Raw genomic sequence first — 19,332 nt, 5'->3', positions numbered from 1 at the left:
AAAAGCCTCTACAGCGAAAAACACGCTATAGAGGCTCTAACCGACAATCCTTAACGGTACCAGAATGGCTGGTATGGGATTATCGTTCATATTACAGGAATCTAAGCTTGTATGAGCATTATCCGCTTAGCACGGCTCCTCGCTTGGCTTGCCGGCATCGGTAGCCGTACGGAAGGAAGCCCCGCAGCCGCAAGTAACGGTCGCATTCGGGTTGTGGATTGTAAACCCTCCGGTCATGCCCGATTCCTCAAAATCAATTTCCAAACCGTTCAGGTATTTGATGTCATCCTTCTCCACAACAATTCTCAAATCCTGAACATCCATATATACATCAGCTTCCGTCTCTTGGTCGTCAAAGCCCATGGCATACGAAAAACCGCTGCAGCCGCCGGCAGTTACCCCCAAACGAAGGAACATATTTGGTGCTTCCTGTTCGGACAGCATTTCTTTTAAACGTTCTGCTGCCGTTTCACTGATTGTGATCATAGGTCATCCTCCTTTCGCTCATCTTTTAGTATACTCCTCTCTTCTCAATCCCTCAAGCATCATTCCCCCTGCCCGCCGCCATATATTTCCCTTCAGGCGGGGAAAATATGGCGATCGCCCCGTTAAAGTACGTTTTGACGGTCTTCTTTGCGTCATCGCTTTTCCCCAATAGTATTGCCCCTCCGAAATGTGAGGTTTATAATAGGGAAGGAACCCGGGCGGCAACGCACCGGATGGATCGTTTGTTCCGCCGGCCTCGCAGCCGCCGGAAGCGATGGGATTATTATTGTATATTTTTTCACAAAACGATCGTGCCTCGGCACGCAAACAAGAGGACCGTTCCCGCTTGGGAATGATCCATTTTAGCACCTCGATTCTCTGATACAGAGAATGGAAGGTGTGAAGAGGAGGATGGAGCATGTCCACAATCGTTACCCCCTACACCGACCATAGAATGGCGGAAATCGCCGATAAGGTACGCAATGGCGTTCGTCTTTCTCTTGAAGACGGTGTATATCTGTACGAAACCGATGACCTGCTGACCCTGGGGCAGCTGGCCAATGAAGTGAATCTGCGCAAGAACGGGAAAAAGGTTTATTTTATTGAAAATATGAGCCTTTATTTCACCAATGTGTGTGAATCCCACTGCGCTTTTTGTAATTTTAGAAAAGATCAGGGCGAGGAAGGCGCGTACACCCTTTCCGGTCAGGAAATGATTGAATATGTTGAGCAGCATATCCATCCGGGTGTTCGGGAATTCCATATTGTCGGCGGACATAATAATCATGTGCCGTTTCAATATTATGTGGATTCGCTGAAGGCGCTGAACGAGCGCTTCCCTGATGTTACACTGAAGGCTTACACAGCGGCAGAAATCGAATTCTTCACCCGCATCAGCGGTCTCAGCACGAAGGAAGTGCTGGAGGAGCTGCGCAAAGCGGGCCTGAAGACGCTCACCGGCGGCGGGGCTGAAATTCTGTCGGATCAATACCGTCAGAAAATGAAAGTCGATAAAGCCAATGTCGATCAATACCTGGACGTGCACCGCACCGCGCATCAGCTCGGCATGAAGACGCATACGACCATGCTGTACGGCGCGATCGAAAGTCATGAAGACCGGATTCGCCATATGATCCAAATCAGGGATCTGCAAGATGAAACCGGAGGCTTCCTCGTCTTCATTCCGCTGTCGATGCAGCCGAAGAGCAAGAATGCCAGCATTATGCGCCGCAACTCGGCTTATGAAGACCTGAAGACCATCGCCATCAGCCGTTTGATGCTGGACAATTTTGACCATATCAAGGCCTATTTCATTAATATCGGTCCACAGCTGACCCAGGTTGCTCTGAGCTTCGGAGCCTCTGATGTGCACGGCACCATTCTGAAGGAAAGAATCAGCCATGCTGCCGGAGCATTGACACCGGAAGGACTGACGCGCAAAGAGCTCGTCTGGCTGATCAAGGGTGCAGGACGCATTCCTGTGGAGCGCGATACGTTCTATAACGAAATTAAAGTATACGAATAAGAAGTATAACAAGCCAGCCTAGACCAGACCGAATCAAGCCTATACAGATACAGAATGTTCCCAATAGCGGAAATTCGGTTAATGTGATCATATAGGGTGGAAATCCATAAGCCGCTTATAGCGGCGTTTTTCTTGCGAAAGCGGATTCAAGAATCACATTCATACGCATTTTCTCTCAAGAAAGGAAGAAATCTATGAAAAAGCTCGTCATTCTCGGTGGAGGCTATGGCGGCCTCGCTTTGATTCAAGAATTGTTCAGCGGCTATCTTCCTCCAGATGTAGAAGTTATTCTCGTCGACCGCATGCCCTACCAGGGCTTGAAGACCGAATATTACGCTCTGGCTGCCGGAACCGTCTCCGATGTATCGGTACGCGTGAAATTCCCTCAATATGAAGGATTGCGCATCCTGTATGGTGAGGTGACAGAGATTGATCTGGAGAACAAGCGGGTGCTTATGCTGAATGATGACCCGATAGAATATGACCAGCTGGCCATCGCGCTCGGGTGTACAGACCGGTACCACGGCGTTCCGGGAGCCGAAGAATACACTTGCAGTCTGCAGTCATTTGCAGCGGCCAGAGAAACGTACGTCCGTCTGAACAACCTCAGACCGTACAGCCGGGTTCATATTATCGGCGGCGGCTTGAGCGGGATCGAGCTTGCAGCCGATCTGCGGGAGAGCCGGCCTGACTTGAATATCGCCATCCTCGATCGGGGACAACGGGTCCTTTCTTCTTTTCCGAATCGTTTGTCTGCTTATATTCACCGCTGGTTTGAGGATCACAATGTGGAAATCCATAACGGCGTGTCTGTCTCCCGGGTGGAGCAGGATGCGGTATTCAACCTTGAAGAACCTATCGAAACCGACATCGCGGTCTGGACGGCCGGCATTCAGCCGGTCAAGGTCGTTCAGGAGCTCGATCTGCCCAAAGACCGCAGCGGCCGTATCCTGCTGAATGAATGGTATCAGGTGCCCTCTCACCCTGAGGTATACGTCATCGGCGATTGCGCCAGCCTTCCGTTCGTGCCGAGTGCCCAGGCTGCAGGCGCGCAGGCGGAGCAGGTCGGCAACGTGCTGAAGGCGCTGTGGAGAAATGATACCCCTAAAGTCCATCCGTTGAAGCTGAAAGGGACGCTCGGTTCCCTTGGCAAGCATGCCGGCTTCGGATTGATGGGGAGCACTTCGGTCATCGGACGCGTACCGCGCATCCTGAAAAGCGGTGTCCTGTGGAAGTCGAAGCGGAATTATTAGCCCTTCTCATTCTCCTGCTCTAGAAGCTCAAGCTTCTGTGAAATAAGGGCGAACAGTTCTTCGGACGTGACGGCTTCCACCCGGTCGCCATCCACATAGGCAAAAGGCGCCAGGTAACATTGCCCGCAGTCGGTCAAGCAGCCATATTCAATAATTTGGCAATCAAACCGCTCGGCAAGCGGCTGAAGCGCCTGATCCGTTCCGAAATAGCTGTTACTCGTGCAAAATTCAATCATAATGGACATAAGTCAAGAACCTGCCTTATAAGTTTGCCATTTTATTTTGGCGGTTTATGTACTATAATAAAGAAAGGAAAGGAGTTGAACAAGATGAGCGATAACGCACAAATCACCATGTATGATGAAGTGGCTGAAGTGCTTGATAAGCTTCGTCCGTTCCTGCAGCGCGACGGCGGTGACGTGGAATTGGTCGACGTTGAAGACGGCATCGTTAAGCTGAAGCTGATGGGTGCTTGCGGAAGCTGCCCAAGCTCCACCATTACACTGAAGGCAGGAATTGAACGCGCCCTCGTTGAAGAAGTGGAAGGCGTTCAAGAAGTAGTACAAGTATTCTAATCATGGTTTATTATAAAAGAAAGTCTTGGTTCTTCTCCGAACCAAGACTCTTTTTTTTGCTGTCATTCCATACAGAATCGTTCACTTCAAGCAGTCGAGTCATTCCGGTTTAATCCGTGAACGGATCGGATCAAGCCCGCCGGACACATTGATCATGTTGCCGGTTAGGAAATCCGATCGATCCTGGCACAGAAACTCAATCACCCGGGCTACATCTTCCCCGCTTCCGGAGCGCCCTCGCGGTGTCAGCCCGTCATCGACGCCGGTCACTTCTTCAATCGTCTTCTCCTTGTTCGCTCCCCGAATATCACCGGGACACACCATATTGACCGTAATCCCGTGCGGCGCTTCCTCAATCGCAAGCGTCTTCGTGAACGACACCAGCCCGACCTTGGCCGCGGCATATACGGCCCGATGCGGCCAGGCCCGCGCCTCCACTGCATGCCCGAAGCCGAAATGAATAATTCGTCCCCACTTCTTCTCCCGCATAGCCGGCAGCACGCGATGATCCAGAAGCATAACCCCGGTTAGATTCCCGTTGACGAGACGAACAATCTCATCTCTGGAATAGTCGGCAAACAACCGCCGCTCATGAATATATGGCCCTGCATTGTTAACAAGAATATCCACCGTTCCAAGCTGCTGCTCCGTTGTATCCACAAGCGAGTACAACTGCTGCTCATCGGTTATATCCGCCTGAACCGATATCGATGACACGCCAAACTTCTGTATCTCTCGGCAAAGCGACTCTGCCTGCGCTTGACTGTTCACATAGTTAACGGCAATATGGCATCCCTGACGTGCAAGCGACAATGCAGTCATCTTGCCGAGTCCCGTCGCACTGCCTGTAATCAGCGCCACCTTCCCCTTCAAGGCTTTCCCTCCTCCAAGTGGATGTCCTGTCCTCAGTATAATGGATGGGATGGCCTTCAAACAACCTGAGACGTCACACCGCCGACCGCAGCCATGCTAGGCTGGCCTTCCTCCGTCCGTTACTACTCTCATCGCCTCTGTCTTCGTTTGCCCTTATAACACCGATTCTAGCCGTACTAAAAAAGCGAACAGGTGCGATAAATTCGCACCTGTTCGCTTATTCTGTCACAGTATGCTGTCTGTTCCGCTGCAATATTAGAATGCTGGAACGACCGCGCCTCCGAATTCCTGTTCGATAAAGCTTCTCACATCTTCCGTAGTCAACGCTTTAGCCAGTTTCTGAATGGCGTCGGAATCTTTGTTGTCCGGACGAGCCACCAGCAGGTTGGCATACGGGTTGTCTTTATCCTCAAGCAGCAGGGAGTCCTTGGTTGGATCCAGGTCTGCTTCAAGTGCGTAGTTCGTGTTGATCACCGCAAGATCCATTTCATCCAGCATGCGCGGCAGCATCGCTGCATCTACATCCTGGAATTTCAGATTTTTCGGATTTTCCACGATATCCCGGGTGGTCGCTTCCAGCTTGTTCTCATCCTCCAGCTTGATCACGCCGTTCTTGGACAGCAGGGACAGCGCACGGCCCAGGTTGGTTGGGTCGTTTGGAATCGCCACGACCACGCCATCTTTAAGCTCGTCAATGGAAGTAATCGTTCTGGAATATACGCCAAGCGGCTCAATGTGAACGGCAATAACCGGTTCAAGTTCCAGACCGCGTGCATTGATTTCTCCGTCCAAGTAAGGCTGATGCTGGAAGAAGTTCGCATCCAGCTCTTTGGAATCTACTTGTGTATTCGGCATTTGATAATCGGTGAACTCGACAATTTCCAGGTTAACGCCCTCTTCGGCAAGAGCCGGCTTGATATGCTCCAGAATTTGGGCATGCGGTACCGGTGTTGCGCCAACCTTGATGGTAACTGCTTCAGGAGCAGACTCGCTTCCACCCTCCGGCTGGGATGCATTATTGTTGTCTGTGCCTCCGCCGCCGCAAGCCGCGAGAGCCCCAACCAATGCTAAACTGATGAATCCGGATAACCATTTTTTCATTTCTTAACCCCTCCACAAATGTAATATCATCTCTATATGTGAAATCCCTTGCTGCCTTCTTCAAAAACTTACTTTCTCGTAAAACGCCGCACCAGCCGGTCACCGGCCATCTGCAACAACTGTACCAATACAATCATGGCAATAACGGCAATAATCATAATCTCGGTATCATAACGATAATAGCCGTATTGGATCGCCAAGTTACCAAGACCGCCGCCGCCGACCTGGCCGGACATCGCCGTATAGGAGACCAGCGTAACGATAGTGATGGTCATCGCTGCGAGCAGACCCGGCCGCGCCTCCGGCAGCAGTACCCGAAAGATAATGTGCCGTGTCGAGGAGCCCATCGCCTGAGCCGCTTCAATCACGCCCTTATCCACTTCATTCAGCGCAGTTTCCACCAGCCTTGCAAAGAACGGGGCCGCCCCGACAACCAGCGGCGGAATCGTTCCAATCACTCCGTAGGATACACCGACAATCGATTTCGTAATCGGAATCATCGCCACGATCAGAATGATGTACGGAATAGAACGCAGAATATTAACGATAAAGGAAAGAATTCCATATCCGAATCTAACCCAGCCCGACGTCGACCTGGCGGCCATATACAGTATTACCCCGATCGGCAAACCGAGAATAAAGCTGAATAATGCCGATAGCCCCAGCATCCGCAGTGTATCAAGCGAAGCGGTCCCGATTTCATTCCAGTTTACCTGAGAAAAGTCCAAACCCAGCATCAACGAATCACCTCCACGTCGAGCCCTTGCTCAAGCAGCTTCTTTATTGTCTCGTCCGTGGCAATTTCGTCACCTTCGAACCGGACGATCAGCTGACCGTACGGCGTTTCCTTGATCGTTGAAATTGTCCCCTGCAGAATAGCAAAATTCACGCCGGTCTCATGCACAATGCGGGACAGAATCGACTCATACGTCTTGGTGCCAAGGAACGTAATCTTCACCGCGCGCGATGGACCGGAAGCAGCACCTGCAATCGCCAGACGCAGCGCTTCGCCGCTATCGGTTTCCTGGCGGATGAATTCCTTTGTAACCTCATGCTGCGGCTTGAGGAACACCTCCGCTACCGGCCCCTGCTCCACGATGCCGCCCTGGTGAATGACAGCAACCTTGTCGCAGATGCTTTGGATGACGTGCATCTCATGCGTAATCAGCACAATCGTCAAGTTGAACCGCTTGTTGATATCCAGAAGCAGCTTCAGGATGGAATCCGTCGTCTGCGGATCGAGCGCCGAAGTTGCTTCGTCGCACAGCAGCACCTCCGGGTCGCTTGCGAGCGCTCTTGCTATGCCAACCCGCTGCTTCTGTCCGCCGGACAGCTGTGCAGGATATTTATGGCTGTGCGCCTCAAGTCCGACCAGGCTCAGCATCTCCTTCACCTTGCGCTCGATTTCCGCCTTGGGCGTCTTCGTCAGTCGCAGCGGATACGCGATATTGTCAAACACGGTCGCCGAGGACAGCAGATTGAAATGCTGAAAAATCATACCGATCTTGCGCCGCTGGGCCTGCAGCTCGGTCTTGCCGAGGCGCGTCAGGTTGACGCCGCCAACCCATACCTCGCCCGACGTCGGCCGCTCCAGCAGATTGATGCAGCGGATCAAGGTACTCTTCCCGGCTCCGGAATGTCCGATAACGCCAAATATTTCTCCTTTGTCAATTGACAGATTCAATCCGGACAAAGCGGTAGTTACATTGCCGCCCGTGCCGTACTGCTTCGTCAATTGTTTGATCTGTATCAAATCTTGAGCCTCCCTTTCCCTAGCCTTTGGCACATCTATTGTCCATAAAGAAAAGAGCCTCTCTTTGTCAGAATCAAAAAGGGCTCTCTTTACGTAAAGTCAATGCCTTTTCTCATCTGTCAAAACTTCGGATAGATTCCAAAGTCTTGAAGGAATTAGCACCATGACACTCCAGACGTCTGCGGTGATCCGCTTAACGTCAGGAATCGGTTGCCGGGCTTCATCGGGCCTGTCCCTCCGCCGCTCTCGATAAGAAATAAATGTGTTATGAAATTATCGTTTTCATGAGGAATTTCATCGAATGCAATTGTTAGTATAGTTTTTTTTCAGCTTTTTGTCAAAAGGAATTTCATAGTAGCTTCCCCATCAGGTCAGTTTTCAAGCTGAATTCCTTGGGTCGTCCAGATCTGATTCGTATACCGGAACGACGCTGCGAGCGTCTGGCATACCATATCCAGTCCTTGCTTCAGATCATCCAGATGCGCATCCAGATCCTCCAGCTCAAGCTTCGTATCATGCCCCTGCATCCTCTGCCACAGATCATCCTGCATTTCAGCGTTCATGTAATGAATCTCGGCATTACGCCGTTTGCGCAGCGTCCCCATCGGCACCTTGTACTTGGCTTTGATCCCTTCAAGCTCCTCGGACAGCGAATCATGAATTTTCAGAAATTTAAACTGCCGCAGTACGGTAAAATAGGAAAAATGCACTTTTACCTTGGATGTGTGCAAATTGAACAGCTCATCAAGCACAGTGCCCAGCTTATCCAGAATGGCAAACACACGGATGAATCCATTCTTATAAAAATACACATACCTGGCGTACTCTTCCTTCTCCTGAAGCGACATATCATCAATGAAGCCGGACGTCACCGATTTGCGAAAATGGCAGGCTGCATACCAGCTCTGCTCCAGTTCATCCAGCGATACAATCAGCCCGCGTATCCAGATTTCCAGCTTGCGGTGGTCATGGGTCGGATCCGGATGTTTCTTGATCTCCTCCCGCAGCAGCTGTACGGTCTTCGTCATCGATTCCACCGCAGCTTTAAGATATCCATCATTATGTCGGGGCTGCTCCCCTAACAAGGTCCGAAGCATGCCATCCCTCCCTGTTCACAAGTTGTTCACCATTCGCCGCCATAGTTTCCCGCATACTTCTACTTCAACATCTCCAGAGCAACCAAATACAGCTAACGCGAATGTCCCGATTACTTGGCAAAATACTCATTCCAGCGCTCATCCACCATGTTGACGATATCCTCACGCGGGAACAGCTCAGCAGGATAATCCGGCTTCATGCGCGCGTCTATAACAATCGGCAGCCGGTACGACAGGTGATGATGCTGAACATTCGCCGCAGCGAACAGGTCGGTCGCTGGATTGAAGCGGGTAAATACCGTCCACAGGAAGGAGGTTTGGGTCGCTGCCGCCTGCTGTGCATTATCCACAACGATAACGAGCGGCCACGACGTGTCCCGCGATTTCAGATGCTCCATCACGCGCAGGGCGAGATCGGAATCTTTGTCATAGGATGCCCCGGAAACGACAAGACAACCGCCGCAATACGCAACAACGTTGTCAATGCCCGGGATGTCGCCTTCCTCATAGCTGCGCGGAAGCTCGCGAATTGGATGGCCAACGCCGATGAGCACAGCCTTGCTGCCATGATTCAGTTTTTCACCTGTATAATCGAGCGTATCCTGGGATGTTTTGTTGAAAATATACAGGTCTGTGGACGGGTCGAAGCGCTCAAGCACCGCCTCCAGCGTCTCGTTGAAATCGGTCAGATCCACCGGGCGGCTTGTCAGCATCAGGAAACTTCGTCAGCGACAGCTGCCCTTCTCCCAAGATGCGGAAGGCCGATACGAGCGCTTCACGCGAATAGCTTTCCCGAACCACCGCGGCCGTCAGTGCATGGAATCCGGTCTCAGCATAAGTCCAGAGCGAGCGGACCGATGGCATTACCATCGGAAACGCCGGCGACAGCAGGCGCTGCAGGAAATCGCCCAGATAATAATCCTCCTGTCTCGGTTTGCCTACAATTGTAGCCGGATAGATGGCATCCTTGCGATGCCACATATGGTTCACATGCAGCACCGGATACTCGTGCGCCAGAGAATAATAGCCGTAATGATCGCCAAACGGCCCTTCAAGACGGCGCTCATGCGGCGGCACATAACCGCTGATCGCAAATTCGGCCTCCGCCGGAATGCGATGTCCGCCCAGCGGGTTGTCCGTCATCGGCAGACGCCCGCCCATGATCAGCGAGGCCAGAAGCAGCTCAGGCAGATGCTCCGGAACGGGAGCGATCGCTGCAGCGATCAGCGCCGGAGGGCCGCCGATAAAGATCGACACCGGCAGCGGCTGGTTCTGCTGCTCCGCTTCAAAGTAATGGAACCCGCCGCCCTTATGAATCTGCCAGTGAATCCCGGTCGTGTTATTGTCGTAGATCTGGATGCGATACATACCCAAATTGTGGTGCTTTGACCTGGAAGGGCTCTCTGTGTAGACGAGCGGAAGCGTAATGAACGGACCTCCGTCCTCCTGCCAGCTTGTCAGTCTTGGCAAATGTTTCAGCGGCTCCTCCGTCACCTTTACGCCCATGATCGGGGCTTCCTGCGGGACGACACGCTTCATGCCAACCTTGAGCATATCCTTGATCAGTCCGCGCTCGTTCCAAATGGCCGGCAATGTCGGCGGAATCAGCGTTCCCGTCGCTTCAACCAGCGACTTCATCAGCTGCTCAGGCCGAGGACCAAAAGCCATATCCACCCGCCGCGGCGTACCGAACAGATTCGTTGCTACCGGGAACGGCGTGCCCTTTACATTCGTAAAGAGCAGCGCAGGCCCTCCCTCCTCAATGACACGGCGATGAATTTCAGCAAGCTCCAGGTACGGATCCACCGGTGCTTCGATGACGGTCAGATCATTTTCCTTGCGAAGCGTTTCCAGCCATTGGCGTAAGTTTTGATAGATCAACGAGCCCACTCCTTCAATAGCAGCATAGTCCTCGTACAATTGTCCGGGGACTATGCCTGCGTTTCCATATGATGCTCATCGTTGGACTTCCACAGCCTGACGGCTGCCTCTAAACGATATGTTTCTGATCCCGGGCCTGGTCGGATGTCTGCTGCAGCGAGGCTGGTCTGCTCAGCTGCCACACTCTGACACTCATATAACTAAGGACGCCGAACAATATGGAGATCAGCAAGGTATGTCCCAATGCCGAGAACACATAGACTTCCTCGTTGTGGATCGTTGCCATAATAATCCCGCCGCTGATCACCTGCAGCACGCACAGAATCGTTGCAGCAACGCCCAGCATCTGAATCTCCCGGTTGTTCCGGTTGCGCCAGTATGCAAAATGTCCCATAACGGCCACCAGTACCAGTAGCAGCAGCGCCGCCACCCTGTGCATAAAGGCGATGCCTACGCCTCCGCTCAGCTCCGGAATCACCTCGCCGTTACACAGCGGCCAGCCTGAACAGCCTTCCCTGGAATCGGTATGACTGACAAACGCCCCGATGTAAACGACGATATAGGTATAAATAGCCGTCGCCCAGACGAGCCAACGAAACGCTGGCGTAACCCGGGGCTGGGGCTTGTCGTTGGCCATGCCCCCCGACTTCTCCACCCTTCGCATGCCCAGCGCAAGCATGGCCGAGCTGGCAAACGCAATAAGCGAAAAGCCGAAATGCAGGGCCATGACAGCTGCCGACTGCCGGTTCACCACCGCAAAAGCTCCCATAATGGCTTGTACGATGACAAAGATGGAAGTCATGATGACATACGCCATCAAGTCCCGGCGATCCCGCTTATATTTCCAGAAGGCGATCAAGGATGCGAGCGCAGCTAGACCTGCAAGTCCGCTCACCGCCCGATGCGAGTATTCAATCATCGACGCCACGGTGTAAGCGGGAACAAATCTGCCGTTACACAGCGGCCACTCTTCCCCGCACCCAAGTCCTGACCCTGTCTTGGTCACGACCATGCCGCCGAAGGTTGCGCAGAACATGATCACACATGTTGCGTAGCTAAGCCATTTCAATTGTTTATCATTCACTAATCTCACCTGCTGCCCCGTAATGATCTATCCCACAAGCCGAACATTACCTTCTATGTACAATCCACATTCCATTATACCTGATTCCGCTGTCAAGGTCATGAAGCGTTTGTGACAAAATAGATGAAAACGCGTTCAATAGTAGCACGACCGAGCATTCGCTACAAAAATACCGCCGAATCGGCGCTTCCCAATTCGGCGGCATCTGCACTGCCTGTTGCTCTTCGGTCGCTGTTCACCTTCCCGAACACCAGCCTTACTTGTGGATCGTCTCGTATACGTCCACGGCACGCTGCAGGAAATCTTCAATCTCCTCGCGCGATTTGCGATATTTATTCACGAAGCGAACGAGCTCGCGCCCATCTGAATAGGCCACAAAGCTCGGAATGCCCAAAATGTTCTGCTGCTGGCTGACATCCCCGACTGCGTCCACATCCACTTCAACCAGAGTGAGCTGATTGGAGAACTTGGTCTCCACTTCCGGCATGAACGGATCGATGAACTTGCAATCTCCGCACCAGTCCGCTTTAAAAACAGCGACCGTCAGTCGTGGCGACTGGATCGCAACCTGGAATTCCGCTTCAGATGTAATCTTTTGCATGTGGGTATCTCCCCTTTCTGACGAATCTGTCACCCTTAGTGAATCAAATTGAAGAGTGGAAGTCAAATTTTCGAGCCATACTGACAATAAACGATGTGAACGTCCGACAGTCAAGGATAAGGAAGGTGTTCATCACATGGGCGATTCTCACGGCTTCAAGGCCGGCACCCGGCATCTGTGGTCCAGGCTGGCCTCGTTGCCGAGAGCGGCGGGGGCAGCCTTGAGCGGTTTTACAGCAGCCTGGCTGGATTCCAGCGAGCTCAGACGCTCCCCGCAAGATCTCCATTGGAACGAGAGTGCAGTCCAGAGCATTTTAGAAATATTAAACAAAACCGCCGCGATTCGACGCATGGAGCACACCGGGGGCCATCCGGGGCCGACAGGCGCCTCCCATATTCCCCCCATCCAGGGCTCTGCTCCGGCACCGTCGGAGCTTTCCAGCCGGGACCACCTGCTGCTGCAGCGCATCCGTGAAAATGTTCAGGATGCCAACAAAAGCAACATTACCCGGACCCGGGCTTACTTACAATTTTATGAGGCGTTCCCCGAGGTGCACTGGGCGCTGCTCGCCCATATGGTATCGCGCAATGCCGGCTGGAATATGACCGATCTGAAGAGCGGGCTTATGTCCGATCTTGTAAAGGATCCGTTTAAGGACCGGCTGTATCGCTTTCTGGAACGCTGCAATGCGCTCATTTTTCAGGACGCTTATCCGCAGCTGCTGCTGTATCAATACAGCCGCGAACAGGGGAGAAGCTGCTTTCATTTGCTTCCTCACTTTCATATCTCATCGTTCATGACTCCGTTCTGGGAACGATTCTGGCTGGACCGGAGCAGCAGCCCGGTATTAACGGTTGCACTCATTATCAATGAGCAGAACTATATTGAAGGGCGGGTCGTCCAGAACCCGATGTTTCGCCAAAATGTACTGGATCATCCCTCGATGAAATTATTTGACATCGCCAGGCTGAACCAGGTTCTGTTTCCGCTCGGGAGCCCGAACTGCCGCCACGATCTGTTTCGTGAATCCATCCTGCCTCTGCGTCCGCTGGCCGGATTGACCATGCGGCAGTTCAAGGACGTTGCTGCACGGATCAGGACAGGGAAGGCGTTATACGCCATGCTGTTCGGCTATAAGGATATTTACGAGGGAGTGATGCATTTTGCCCGCTGCACGGATCATCACGGCTCGCGCTCCGAATATTGGCCAGCGCTGTTTACATCCCGGAAGCAGGCGGCCATGGCGGGTGAGGATGCCAGCCTGGAGCTGCTCGAATCCGAATGGAGAACTTACGGTGATCGGCTATACAGCCCACGGCTCGAAGATGTTTGGTACGATAACGAGTACGAGCCGATTCCGAGGTACGACTGGTTTCAGTCCACAGAGCGGCTTAGCCACCTGAAGCGGCCTTCCCGCCCGCTCCTGATCGACATGACCCATGCTCACCGGTTTGCACTGGAGCGAATTGCCTTCGCTCACGATGCCGAAGAACAGTTCTAGTCACCTAGAATCATAAAAAAAGCCAGGCCACCTCCCATACCAAGGGAGACGAGCCTGGCGCTTCATACACACTTCCTGTAGCCGGAGATACTCGCAGCGCACTTTCCTGGTACGCCATCCGACCTGCATGAAGCTTTCGGCAAGCGACTCCGATCGAATAAGATCGGACACGATCGGACATGCCTGGACACATAACACACGGGGCTTGTCTTCACCCCTCACATCAAACGATGTGGACAGCCTGTTATCCCCGCTCGCGAAGACGTGCAGGCTGCAGTCTCATCAGCGGACGGAACAGCTTCTGCAACGGACGCGGATAGCTGGCAAGCTCGGATTGACGCAGCACGCCAAACATCACCATGAGCACCAAATACACCACCACCACGGCTACGCCGACGATGAGGCAGGTTATCAGGAATGCCAAGCGGCTCGGCATCACATGCACCAGCTGAATGCCCGCCTGGTTGAGGCCGTAGCCGACCAGCCCGGAGGCCAGCACCGTCAGCGCGAAGCCGACCCAGCGTTTTCCGAGCATGGAGAACGCAACAATCGCTTTGATCGAGCGAAGATTAAGTGCTGTGATCACGAGGAAGCATATCGCGGTGCCGCCGATAATGCCGTAAATGCCAAACAGCGGGGCCAGCAGGAAGCTTGCGGCCAGCTTGACCACCACTCCAATCATGACATGGACCATGGATAGCTTCGCTTTGCCGATGCCAAGCAGAATCGAGTTCGTGGTCATCATCGTGATCTGAAGGATGGTGCCAAATGTCAGGAACGCAATGATACCGGTTCCCTCCAGATTACTGAACAGAAGACCGTTAATGGAGTATGCTGCCGTACACAGCGCAATCACAACCGGCATGCCGGTCATGATCGCGACCCGCATCGCCATCGTCACCTGCTGCTCCAGATGCTCCTGATCCTTTCGCGCATACGCTGCGGAGATGATCGGAATGAGCGAGGTGCTTAGGGCGATGGCCAGAATCGGCGGAATGCCGGCCACGCTCTGTGCCCGCGTGCCGAGCACCGCCAGCGCTGCCGTTGCCGCTTCCGCACCAATCGGCCCGGTAAGCAGCGGCTTGACGATGGAATTGTCGATGAAATTGACCGCTGGCACCGCCATCGATGACAGCACAATCGGAATGGACAAGGTGAATATCGCCTTGTAGATTCCCCTCAGCGGGATCGAGCGGTCAGCCGGCGGCATATGGGCCTCCCGGTCCGTGCGGCGGAGCTTGGCTGCAAAATACAACATGACCGCAAACGCCCCGATGCTGCCCAGCACGCCCCCGAAGGATGCCCCAGCCGCAACCCACTTGTCATCATACCCCATGCGAAGCAAAATGTAAGCCAGACCGATAGCGGTAACGACCCGCGCAATCTGCTCCACGATCTGCGACAGCCCGCCGGCCGTCATATTGTTGCGGCCCTGGAAGTAGCCGCGCATCATCGCGATCGCCGGGAACAGCAGCAGCGCCGGCGCCAGCGCCTGAATCGCCGGGGCCGCTTCCGGAAGCTCGGCCACATAAGTGGCGTAATACGGCGCTGCGAAATAGAGCAGCACCGTGATGATCACGCCTGCTGCGGCTGCGAACAAAAGCGCAGCCTGATATACCCGCCGGGCCTCGGCAGGCTTGTTCAAGGCGTGGCGCTCGGAGATCATTTTGCTGAGCGTGCTCGGTATGCCCGCTGTAGCTACAGTTAACAGCATCAAATATAACGTATTGGCAAAATTGAATGAGGCCTGTCCCACATCGTTCAGCATGTGCTCAAGCGGCACGCGCTGCGCGATGCCCAGCACGCGCGCCACCAGAGCAGCCACGGCCAGAATGATGGTTCCTTTAATAAACGTTTCCTTCTTCGACAAGTGTCTACCCTTCTTTCCCCAAAAAAGCATCCCGTCAGCTCAGCAACCATGCGCCGATCATCTGCCACCCGTTCTAAAGCAAAGTGTGACCATGCCGTTCTTCAATCAATTGCCGGCCCTAAGGGACTGTTATTTAGAAAACCCAGATAAAGAAAATAATAATCATCGCCAGCTGCAAGATCACCTTCACCAGCACGCTGCTGAACAGTCCCAGTACAGAGCCCATTCCAACCTTGAGCGACTTGCCCGGCGAGGAACCGGTCAGCATCTCCCCGATCAGCGCCCCCAGAAACGGGCCGATGATCAGACCGAACGCCGGAATGACAAACGGCCCGATAATGAGTCCGATCGTACTGCCCCATATGGAGGCCTTCGAGCCGCCAAGCTTCTTGACACCCCAGGCATTCACCGCATAATCAGCGATAAACAGCACGACCAGAATCAAGGTCTGGATGATCCAGAACCATAACGTGTAATCTGCAAACGAGAAGAACCACCCGTACACAAACAGTGCAAAATAGATGGCGAGCACCCCGGGCAATATTGGATAGATCGCTCCGGCCATACCGATGACAAACAGAGCGATCACGATAAACCAGCCTAATATGTCCATAACCTCACCCTTCGATCAAAATATGATCCCGGATCACCTCGACAATGCCGTCCTCGTTGTTGCTGGACACGACCAGATCCGCCTCATCCTTCACGGTCTGTTGGGCATTGCCCATCGCCACACCGAGTCCGGCCTGCTGTATCACCGCCAGATCGTTCAAGCTGTCGCCAACGGCAACGACCTGGGACATCTCAATGCCCAGCAGCTCGCACACCTGCCTGATGCCCGTCGCTTTGTTGACGCCCATCGGGTTAATCTCCAGGTTATACGGCGAGGAATTGGTGATTTCCAGTCCGCCCATATCCTGCAAGGACATCAGAATCCGATGCCGGACCTCATCATCCTCGGTCGTATACCCAAACTTCAGCCATTCCTGGCCCTCCACATCATCAATCCAGTGAGTGTCATTGTAAAGCCGGTCAACGGTGTAGGCCCAGAACCATGCGCCCGTCTCCACTGCCAGCTCATGCATCTGCTTCACCAGCTTGCTGTCGAGCAGCGCACGGCGGTGAAGCTCATACGGCGCCCGCCATACTTCGCTCCCGTTCACCGTCACCATCGGCGTCATCAGCTCCAGCTGTTTCGCGTAAGGATATGCATCCTTGAACGGCCGGCCGGTGGACAGGCATACATAGATGCCGCGGCGGACCGCCTCCTTGATCCATTTCACCGTCTCGTCAGAGATTTCATGATTGTCCTGAAGCAGTGTTCCATCCATGTCCAAGGCCAGCAGCCGGTATTTATAATCCATGGTTCATCCCCCTTGGTTTCTCCAAACATGATCTGGTGCGTTCGATCCCACACCTTTTATAGCTCACGCATAAACATAACGACATTTTACCACAAATAAATAGGAAGCAAAAAAGATCGGCAGACATCCCCAGCAGGCAGTCTCAGTCATACCTTGTGCATATACGTTCCGGAGGTGTATTTCGTTTCACCATAACAAAAGACAGGCCACAGGGATAGGCTCCCCACGGCCTGTCTATTCAGCACAGAGGCGGCGGGAGCTCCCCCGATTATGGCTTACTGGTTCTCCCCGCCCTCACCCTGCTCTCCATCCTCCTGCTCCGTTTCTAGGTCTTGCTTCGGATGCGGTGTTCCGTCGAGCCCGTAGATTTCATCATAGGCGTCGAATATTTTGCGCGCGATCGGCGCAGCGCTCTGGGAGCCGAATCCGCCCTCCGGTATAACTACAGCTACCGCCAGCTTCGGATTCTCACGCGGTGCAAAAGCGATAAACACACCGTTATCCACCCGTTTGCGCGTTCCATTAATGTAAATATCCTGCTCGGACGTACCGGTTTTTCTGGCAAAATCGTACCTGAAATCATCAAATGCCCGCAGACCCTGCGTGTTCATGCCTTTAATGACCGCATCCCAGTGTTCCTTCGAAAATTCCATCTTGTTCAGAACTTCCCGTTCGAACTTCTTCACGACATTGCCGTTATGGTCAACAATCTCCGTCGCCAGCTGCGGCTTGATCCGCTCGCCTCGGTTTGCCAGAGTTGCGGCGTATTGAGCCAGCTGAAGCGTGGTATACTTGCCCCCTTGACCGAAGGATGAGAAGGCCAGCGACGCCAGCGAGCTACCCATCTGCTCTACATTGTTGTATTCCTTCCGGCCCAGGAACTCATTCGGAAGACCAGAGCCTGTCGAGACGCCAAGGCCAAAGGCTTCCATATAGTCATTCCATACATCAAGACCTTTGGAACCGTATTTGCCAAACAGCCGTTCTGCCACCATATCGATCATATAGGCATTAGAGGAGTTCTGAATGGCGGTTATTGCATTCAGCGAACCGAACGCCCGGCTTCCCGAGTTTCGGATTTGACGCGGGTCTTTCCCGATCTGGGCATATCCGATGTCCGGATAGTATTCATTCACGCCAAACAGATTCTCGTTCAATCCAATCAGCACGCTGAGCGGCTTGACGGTGGAACCGAGCAGCAGCACAGATTCCAGATTATTGCCTGATCTGCCGGAGCTGTATGGCGAAATCGTACCGTTGCGGTAATACTTCATGACCGACTCCCAATCGTCCGATCCGTTCTCCCACACGTTCGGATCATAGTCCGGCATGCTTGCCATCGCCACGATGTTTCCGGTATCGACCTCCATAGCGACTGCGTAACCGGTCAGCGCATCCCTGTGAAGCTTGCCGGAGACCGGATTGGTGTGCAGCCATTGCAGCTGCTCCAGGATCGCCTCCTGTGCTGCCAGCTGAATATCCTTGTGGATCGTAGAGTGGACATTGTAGCCTTTCTCCGGCGGCACCATCGTTGGCACGCCTTCCGCCATATTTTGCGGATTGATCGGAATGCTGATGTAGCCATTCTTACCGCGAAGCTCCTCCTGGAACATCATTTCGAGTCCATCTACACCGACCTTCTCCTGCTCGGTATAGATCAGCCCCGGATCCTCCTGGGTTCGGTTCTGCTCATCGATCTCCTTATATTTGTTCAGATCCTTAGTCCCTTTAAACTCCCGTAAATAACCGATGGTCTGTACCGCAATGCGGTCCGTATTGTAATGGCGCGAGCTTTCTTCCACTACCTCTACGCCAGCAAATATATTTTTGTGCTCCAGAAAATACGCCACTTCCTCAGGCGTCAGATTGCTCTTGATCCGTCGCGGCTCATACCCGGGCTGCTTGTTAAACTCCAGGTCCATCGCTTTGATGACATCATCAACGGTCATCTGCTCCCCATCCGGGTCCCCGTACTCATCAAATACCTTGACCATTTGCTCGGCCACTTCTTCGATCTCAGGCCGATTCTGCTGCCCTCTCTCCGAAGAACTGTAATCCTTCAGCAGCGTAATATACAGCGATTGAGAAGCTGTCGAATAAGCAAGCGGCGTACCGGAGGCATCCACGATGCTTCCCCGGATCGGCTGAAGCGGGAAGCTTCTTGACTGGCCGCCGGTTTCCTGTCCCTGAAGCTGAGGCCCCTCTACAAATTGGAGAATCGCCAATCGAACGATAATGATACAAAATAGAATGAATGTACTGAAGAAAAACACATTGATCCGCAAATTAAACTGATTGCTGGATTCCCCTTCGTTCTGTTTGTTGTCCGGCTTAAACCCTTTCACTTTAAGCTTCTCCCCTTTATCCC

17 protein-coding genes, 1 pseudogene and 1 riboswitch are annotated in these 19,332 nt (G+C 53.2%); of the genes and pseudogenes, 4 read left to right on the top strand and 14 right to left on the bottom strand.

Features of this window, described 5'->3' with window-relative positions; translation table 11 throughout:
• Positions 1–126 precede the first annotated feature (126 nt).
• The gene (locus MKX64_RS14520) at positions 127–486 is read right to left on the bottom strand and encodes a HesB/IscA family protein (protein WP_095264665.1); all 360 of its coding nucleotides are present in this window, start codon (positions 484–486) and stop codon (positions 127–129) included.
• A gap of 418 nt (positions 487–904) precedes the next feature.
• Between MKX64_RS14520 and mqnE the strand changes: the two genes are divergently transcribed.
• Both mqnE and MKX64_RS14510 read left to right on the top strand, forming a co-directional pair.
• Positions 905–2,011 (top strand): aminofutalosine synthase MqnE, encoded by a 1,107-nt coding sequence (mqnE, locus tag MKX64_RS14515; RefSeq protein WP_095264664.1) that lies wholly within the window; start codon positions 905–907, stop codon positions 2,009–2,011.
• Positions 2,012–2,205: 194 nt separating this feature from the next.
• Positions 2,206–3,264 (top strand): NAD(P)/FAD-dependent oxidoreductase, encoded by a 1,059-nt coding sequence (locus tag MKX64_RS14510; protein WP_095264663.1) that lies wholly within the window; start codon positions 2,206–2,208, stop codon positions 3,262–3,264.
• Here MKX64_RS14510 and MKX64_RS14505 read toward each other — a convergent pair.
• Positions 3,261–3,509 (bottom strand): YuzB family protein, encoded by a 249-nt coding sequence (locus MKX64_RS14505; RefSeq protein WP_095264662.1) that lies wholly within the window; start codon positions 3,507–3,509, stop codon positions 3,261–3,263. The genes MKX64_RS14510 and MKX64_RS14505 overlap by 4 nt on opposite strands.
• An 84-nt stretch (positions 3,510–3,593) precedes the next feature.
• Between MKX64_RS14505 and MKX64_RS14500 the strand changes: the two genes are divergently transcribed.
• Positions 3,594–3,839: a NifU family protein gene (locus MKX64_RS14500; protein ID WP_095264661.1), complete on the top strand. Its 246-nt coding sequence runs from the start codon at positions 3,594–3,596 to the stop codon at positions 3,837–3,839.
• Positions 3,840–3,938: 99 nt separating this feature from the next.
• Here MKX64_RS14500 and MKX64_RS14495 read toward each other — a convergent pair whose 3' ends face one another.
• The 8 genes and pseudogenes from MKX64_RS14495 to MKX64_RS14460 form a co-directional block, all read right to left on the bottom strand.
• The gene (locus tag MKX64_RS14495) at positions 3,939–4,712 is read right to left on the bottom strand and encodes an SDR family oxidoreductase (protein WP_095264660.1); all 774 of its coding nucleotides are present in this window, start codon (positions 4,710–4,712) and stop codon (positions 3,939–3,941) included.
• Positions 4,713–4,967: 255 nt separating this feature from the next.
• Positions 4,968–5,813 (bottom strand): MetQ/NlpA family ABC transporter substrate-binding protein, encoded by an 846-nt coding sequence (locus tag MKX64_RS14490; RefSeq protein WP_341036382.1) that lies wholly within the window; start codon positions 5,811–5,813, stop codon positions 4,968–4,970.
• Positions 5,814–5,881: 68 nt separating this feature from the next.
• Positions 5,882–6,550, bottom strand: coding sequence for a methionine ABC transporter permease (locus MKX64_RS14485; RefSeq protein WP_095264658.1), 669 nt, complete (start codon positions 6,548–6,550; stop codon positions 5,882–5,884).
• Positions 6,550–7,566 carry a methionine ABC transporter ATP-binding protein gene (locus MKX64_RS14480; protein ID WP_095264657.1) on the bottom strand — a complete coding sequence of 339 codons (1,017 nt, stop codon included), beginning with the start codon at positions 7,564–7,566 and terminating at the stop codon, positions 6,550–6,552. The genes MKX64_RS14485 and MKX64_RS14480 overlap by 1 nt, the downstream gene beginning before the upstream one ends.
• 109 nt (positions 7,567–7,675) lie before the next feature.
• Positions 7,676–7,822, bottom strand: a riboswitch (SAM riboswitch).
• Positions 7,823–7,937: 115 nt separating this feature from the next.
• Positions 7,938–8,663, bottom strand: coding sequence for a Cthe_2314 family HEPN domain-containing protein (locus tag MKX64_RS14475; RefSeq protein ID WP_095264656.1), 726 nt, complete (start codon positions 8,661–8,663; stop codon positions 7,938–7,940).
• A gap of 110 nt (positions 8,664–8,773) precedes the next feature.
• A pseudogene (locus MKX64_RS14470) lies at positions 8,774–10,544 on the bottom strand (UbiD family decarboxylase).
• A gap of 109 nt (positions 10,545–10,653) precedes the next feature.
• The gene (locus tag MKX64_RS14465) at positions 10,654–11,628 is read right to left on the bottom strand and encodes a COX15/CtaA family protein (RefSeq protein ID WP_095264654.1); all 975 of its coding nucleotides are present in this window, start codon (positions 11,626–11,628) and stop codon (positions 10,654–10,656) included.
• Positions 11,629–11,884: 256 nt separating this feature from the next.
• The gene (locus MKX64_RS14460; RefSeq protein ID WP_095264653.1) at positions 11,885–12,229 is read right to left on the bottom strand and encodes a thioredoxin family protein; all 345 of its coding nucleotides are present in this window, start codon (positions 12,227–12,229) and stop codon (positions 11,885–11,887) included.
• A gap of 136 nt (positions 12,230–12,365) precedes the next feature.
• On the opposite strand from MKX64_RS14460, the gene MKX64_RS14455 reads away from it, so the two are divergent.
• Entirely contained in the window at positions 12,366–13,730 is a 1,365-nt protein-coding gene (locus MKX64_RS14455) for a DUF2515 family protein (RefSeq protein WP_155618029.1), read from the top strand.
• Positions 13,731–13,974: 244 nt separating this feature from the next.
• Here MKX64_RS14455 and MKX64_RS14450 read toward each other — a convergent pair whose 3' ends face one another.
• From MKX64_RS14450 to MKX64_RS14435, 4 genes are all read right to left on the bottom strand, one after another.
• On the bottom strand, positions 13,975–15,600 hold the full coding sequence (locus MKX64_RS14450) for a putative polysaccharide biosynthesis protein (RefSeq protein ID WP_095264651.1): 1,626 nt from the start codon (positions 15,598–15,600) through the stop codon (positions 13,975–13,977).
• A 133-nt stretch (positions 15,601–15,733) separates the two neighbouring features.
• On the bottom strand, positions 15,734–16,213 hold the full coding sequence (locus MKX64_RS14445) for a DUF456 domain-containing protein (protein ID WP_095264650.1): 480 nt from the start codon (positions 16,211–16,213) through the stop codon (positions 15,734–15,736).
• 4 nt (positions 16,214–16,217) lie between these two features.
• Complete coding sequence (locus MKX64_RS14440) at positions 16,218–16,964, bottom strand: Cof-type HAD-IIB family hydrolase (protein WP_095264649.1); 747 nt, start codon at positions 16,962–16,964, stop codon at positions 16,218–16,220.
• Between the two features lie 275 nt (positions 16,965–17,239).
• Positions 17,240–19,309 carry a peptidoglycan D,D-transpeptidase FtsI family protein gene (locus MKX64_RS14435; RefSeq protein ID WP_095264648.1) on the bottom strand — a complete coding sequence of 690 codons (2,070 nt, stop codon included), beginning with the start codon at positions 19,307–19,309 and terminating at the stop codon, positions 17,240–17,242.
• Positions 19,310–19,332 lie beyond the last annotated feature (23 nt).

Origin of the sequence: Paenibacillus sp. FSL M8-0334, from assembly GCF_038000405.1 — a bacterium.
Classification (GTDB): domain Bacteria; phylum Bacillota; class Bacilli; order Paenibacillales; family Paenibacillaceae; genus Paenibacillus_AQ; species Paenibacillus_AQ campinasensis.
Note: the sequence above shows the minus strand (reverse complement) of the source record. Positions and strands in the feature narration are given on the sequence as shown.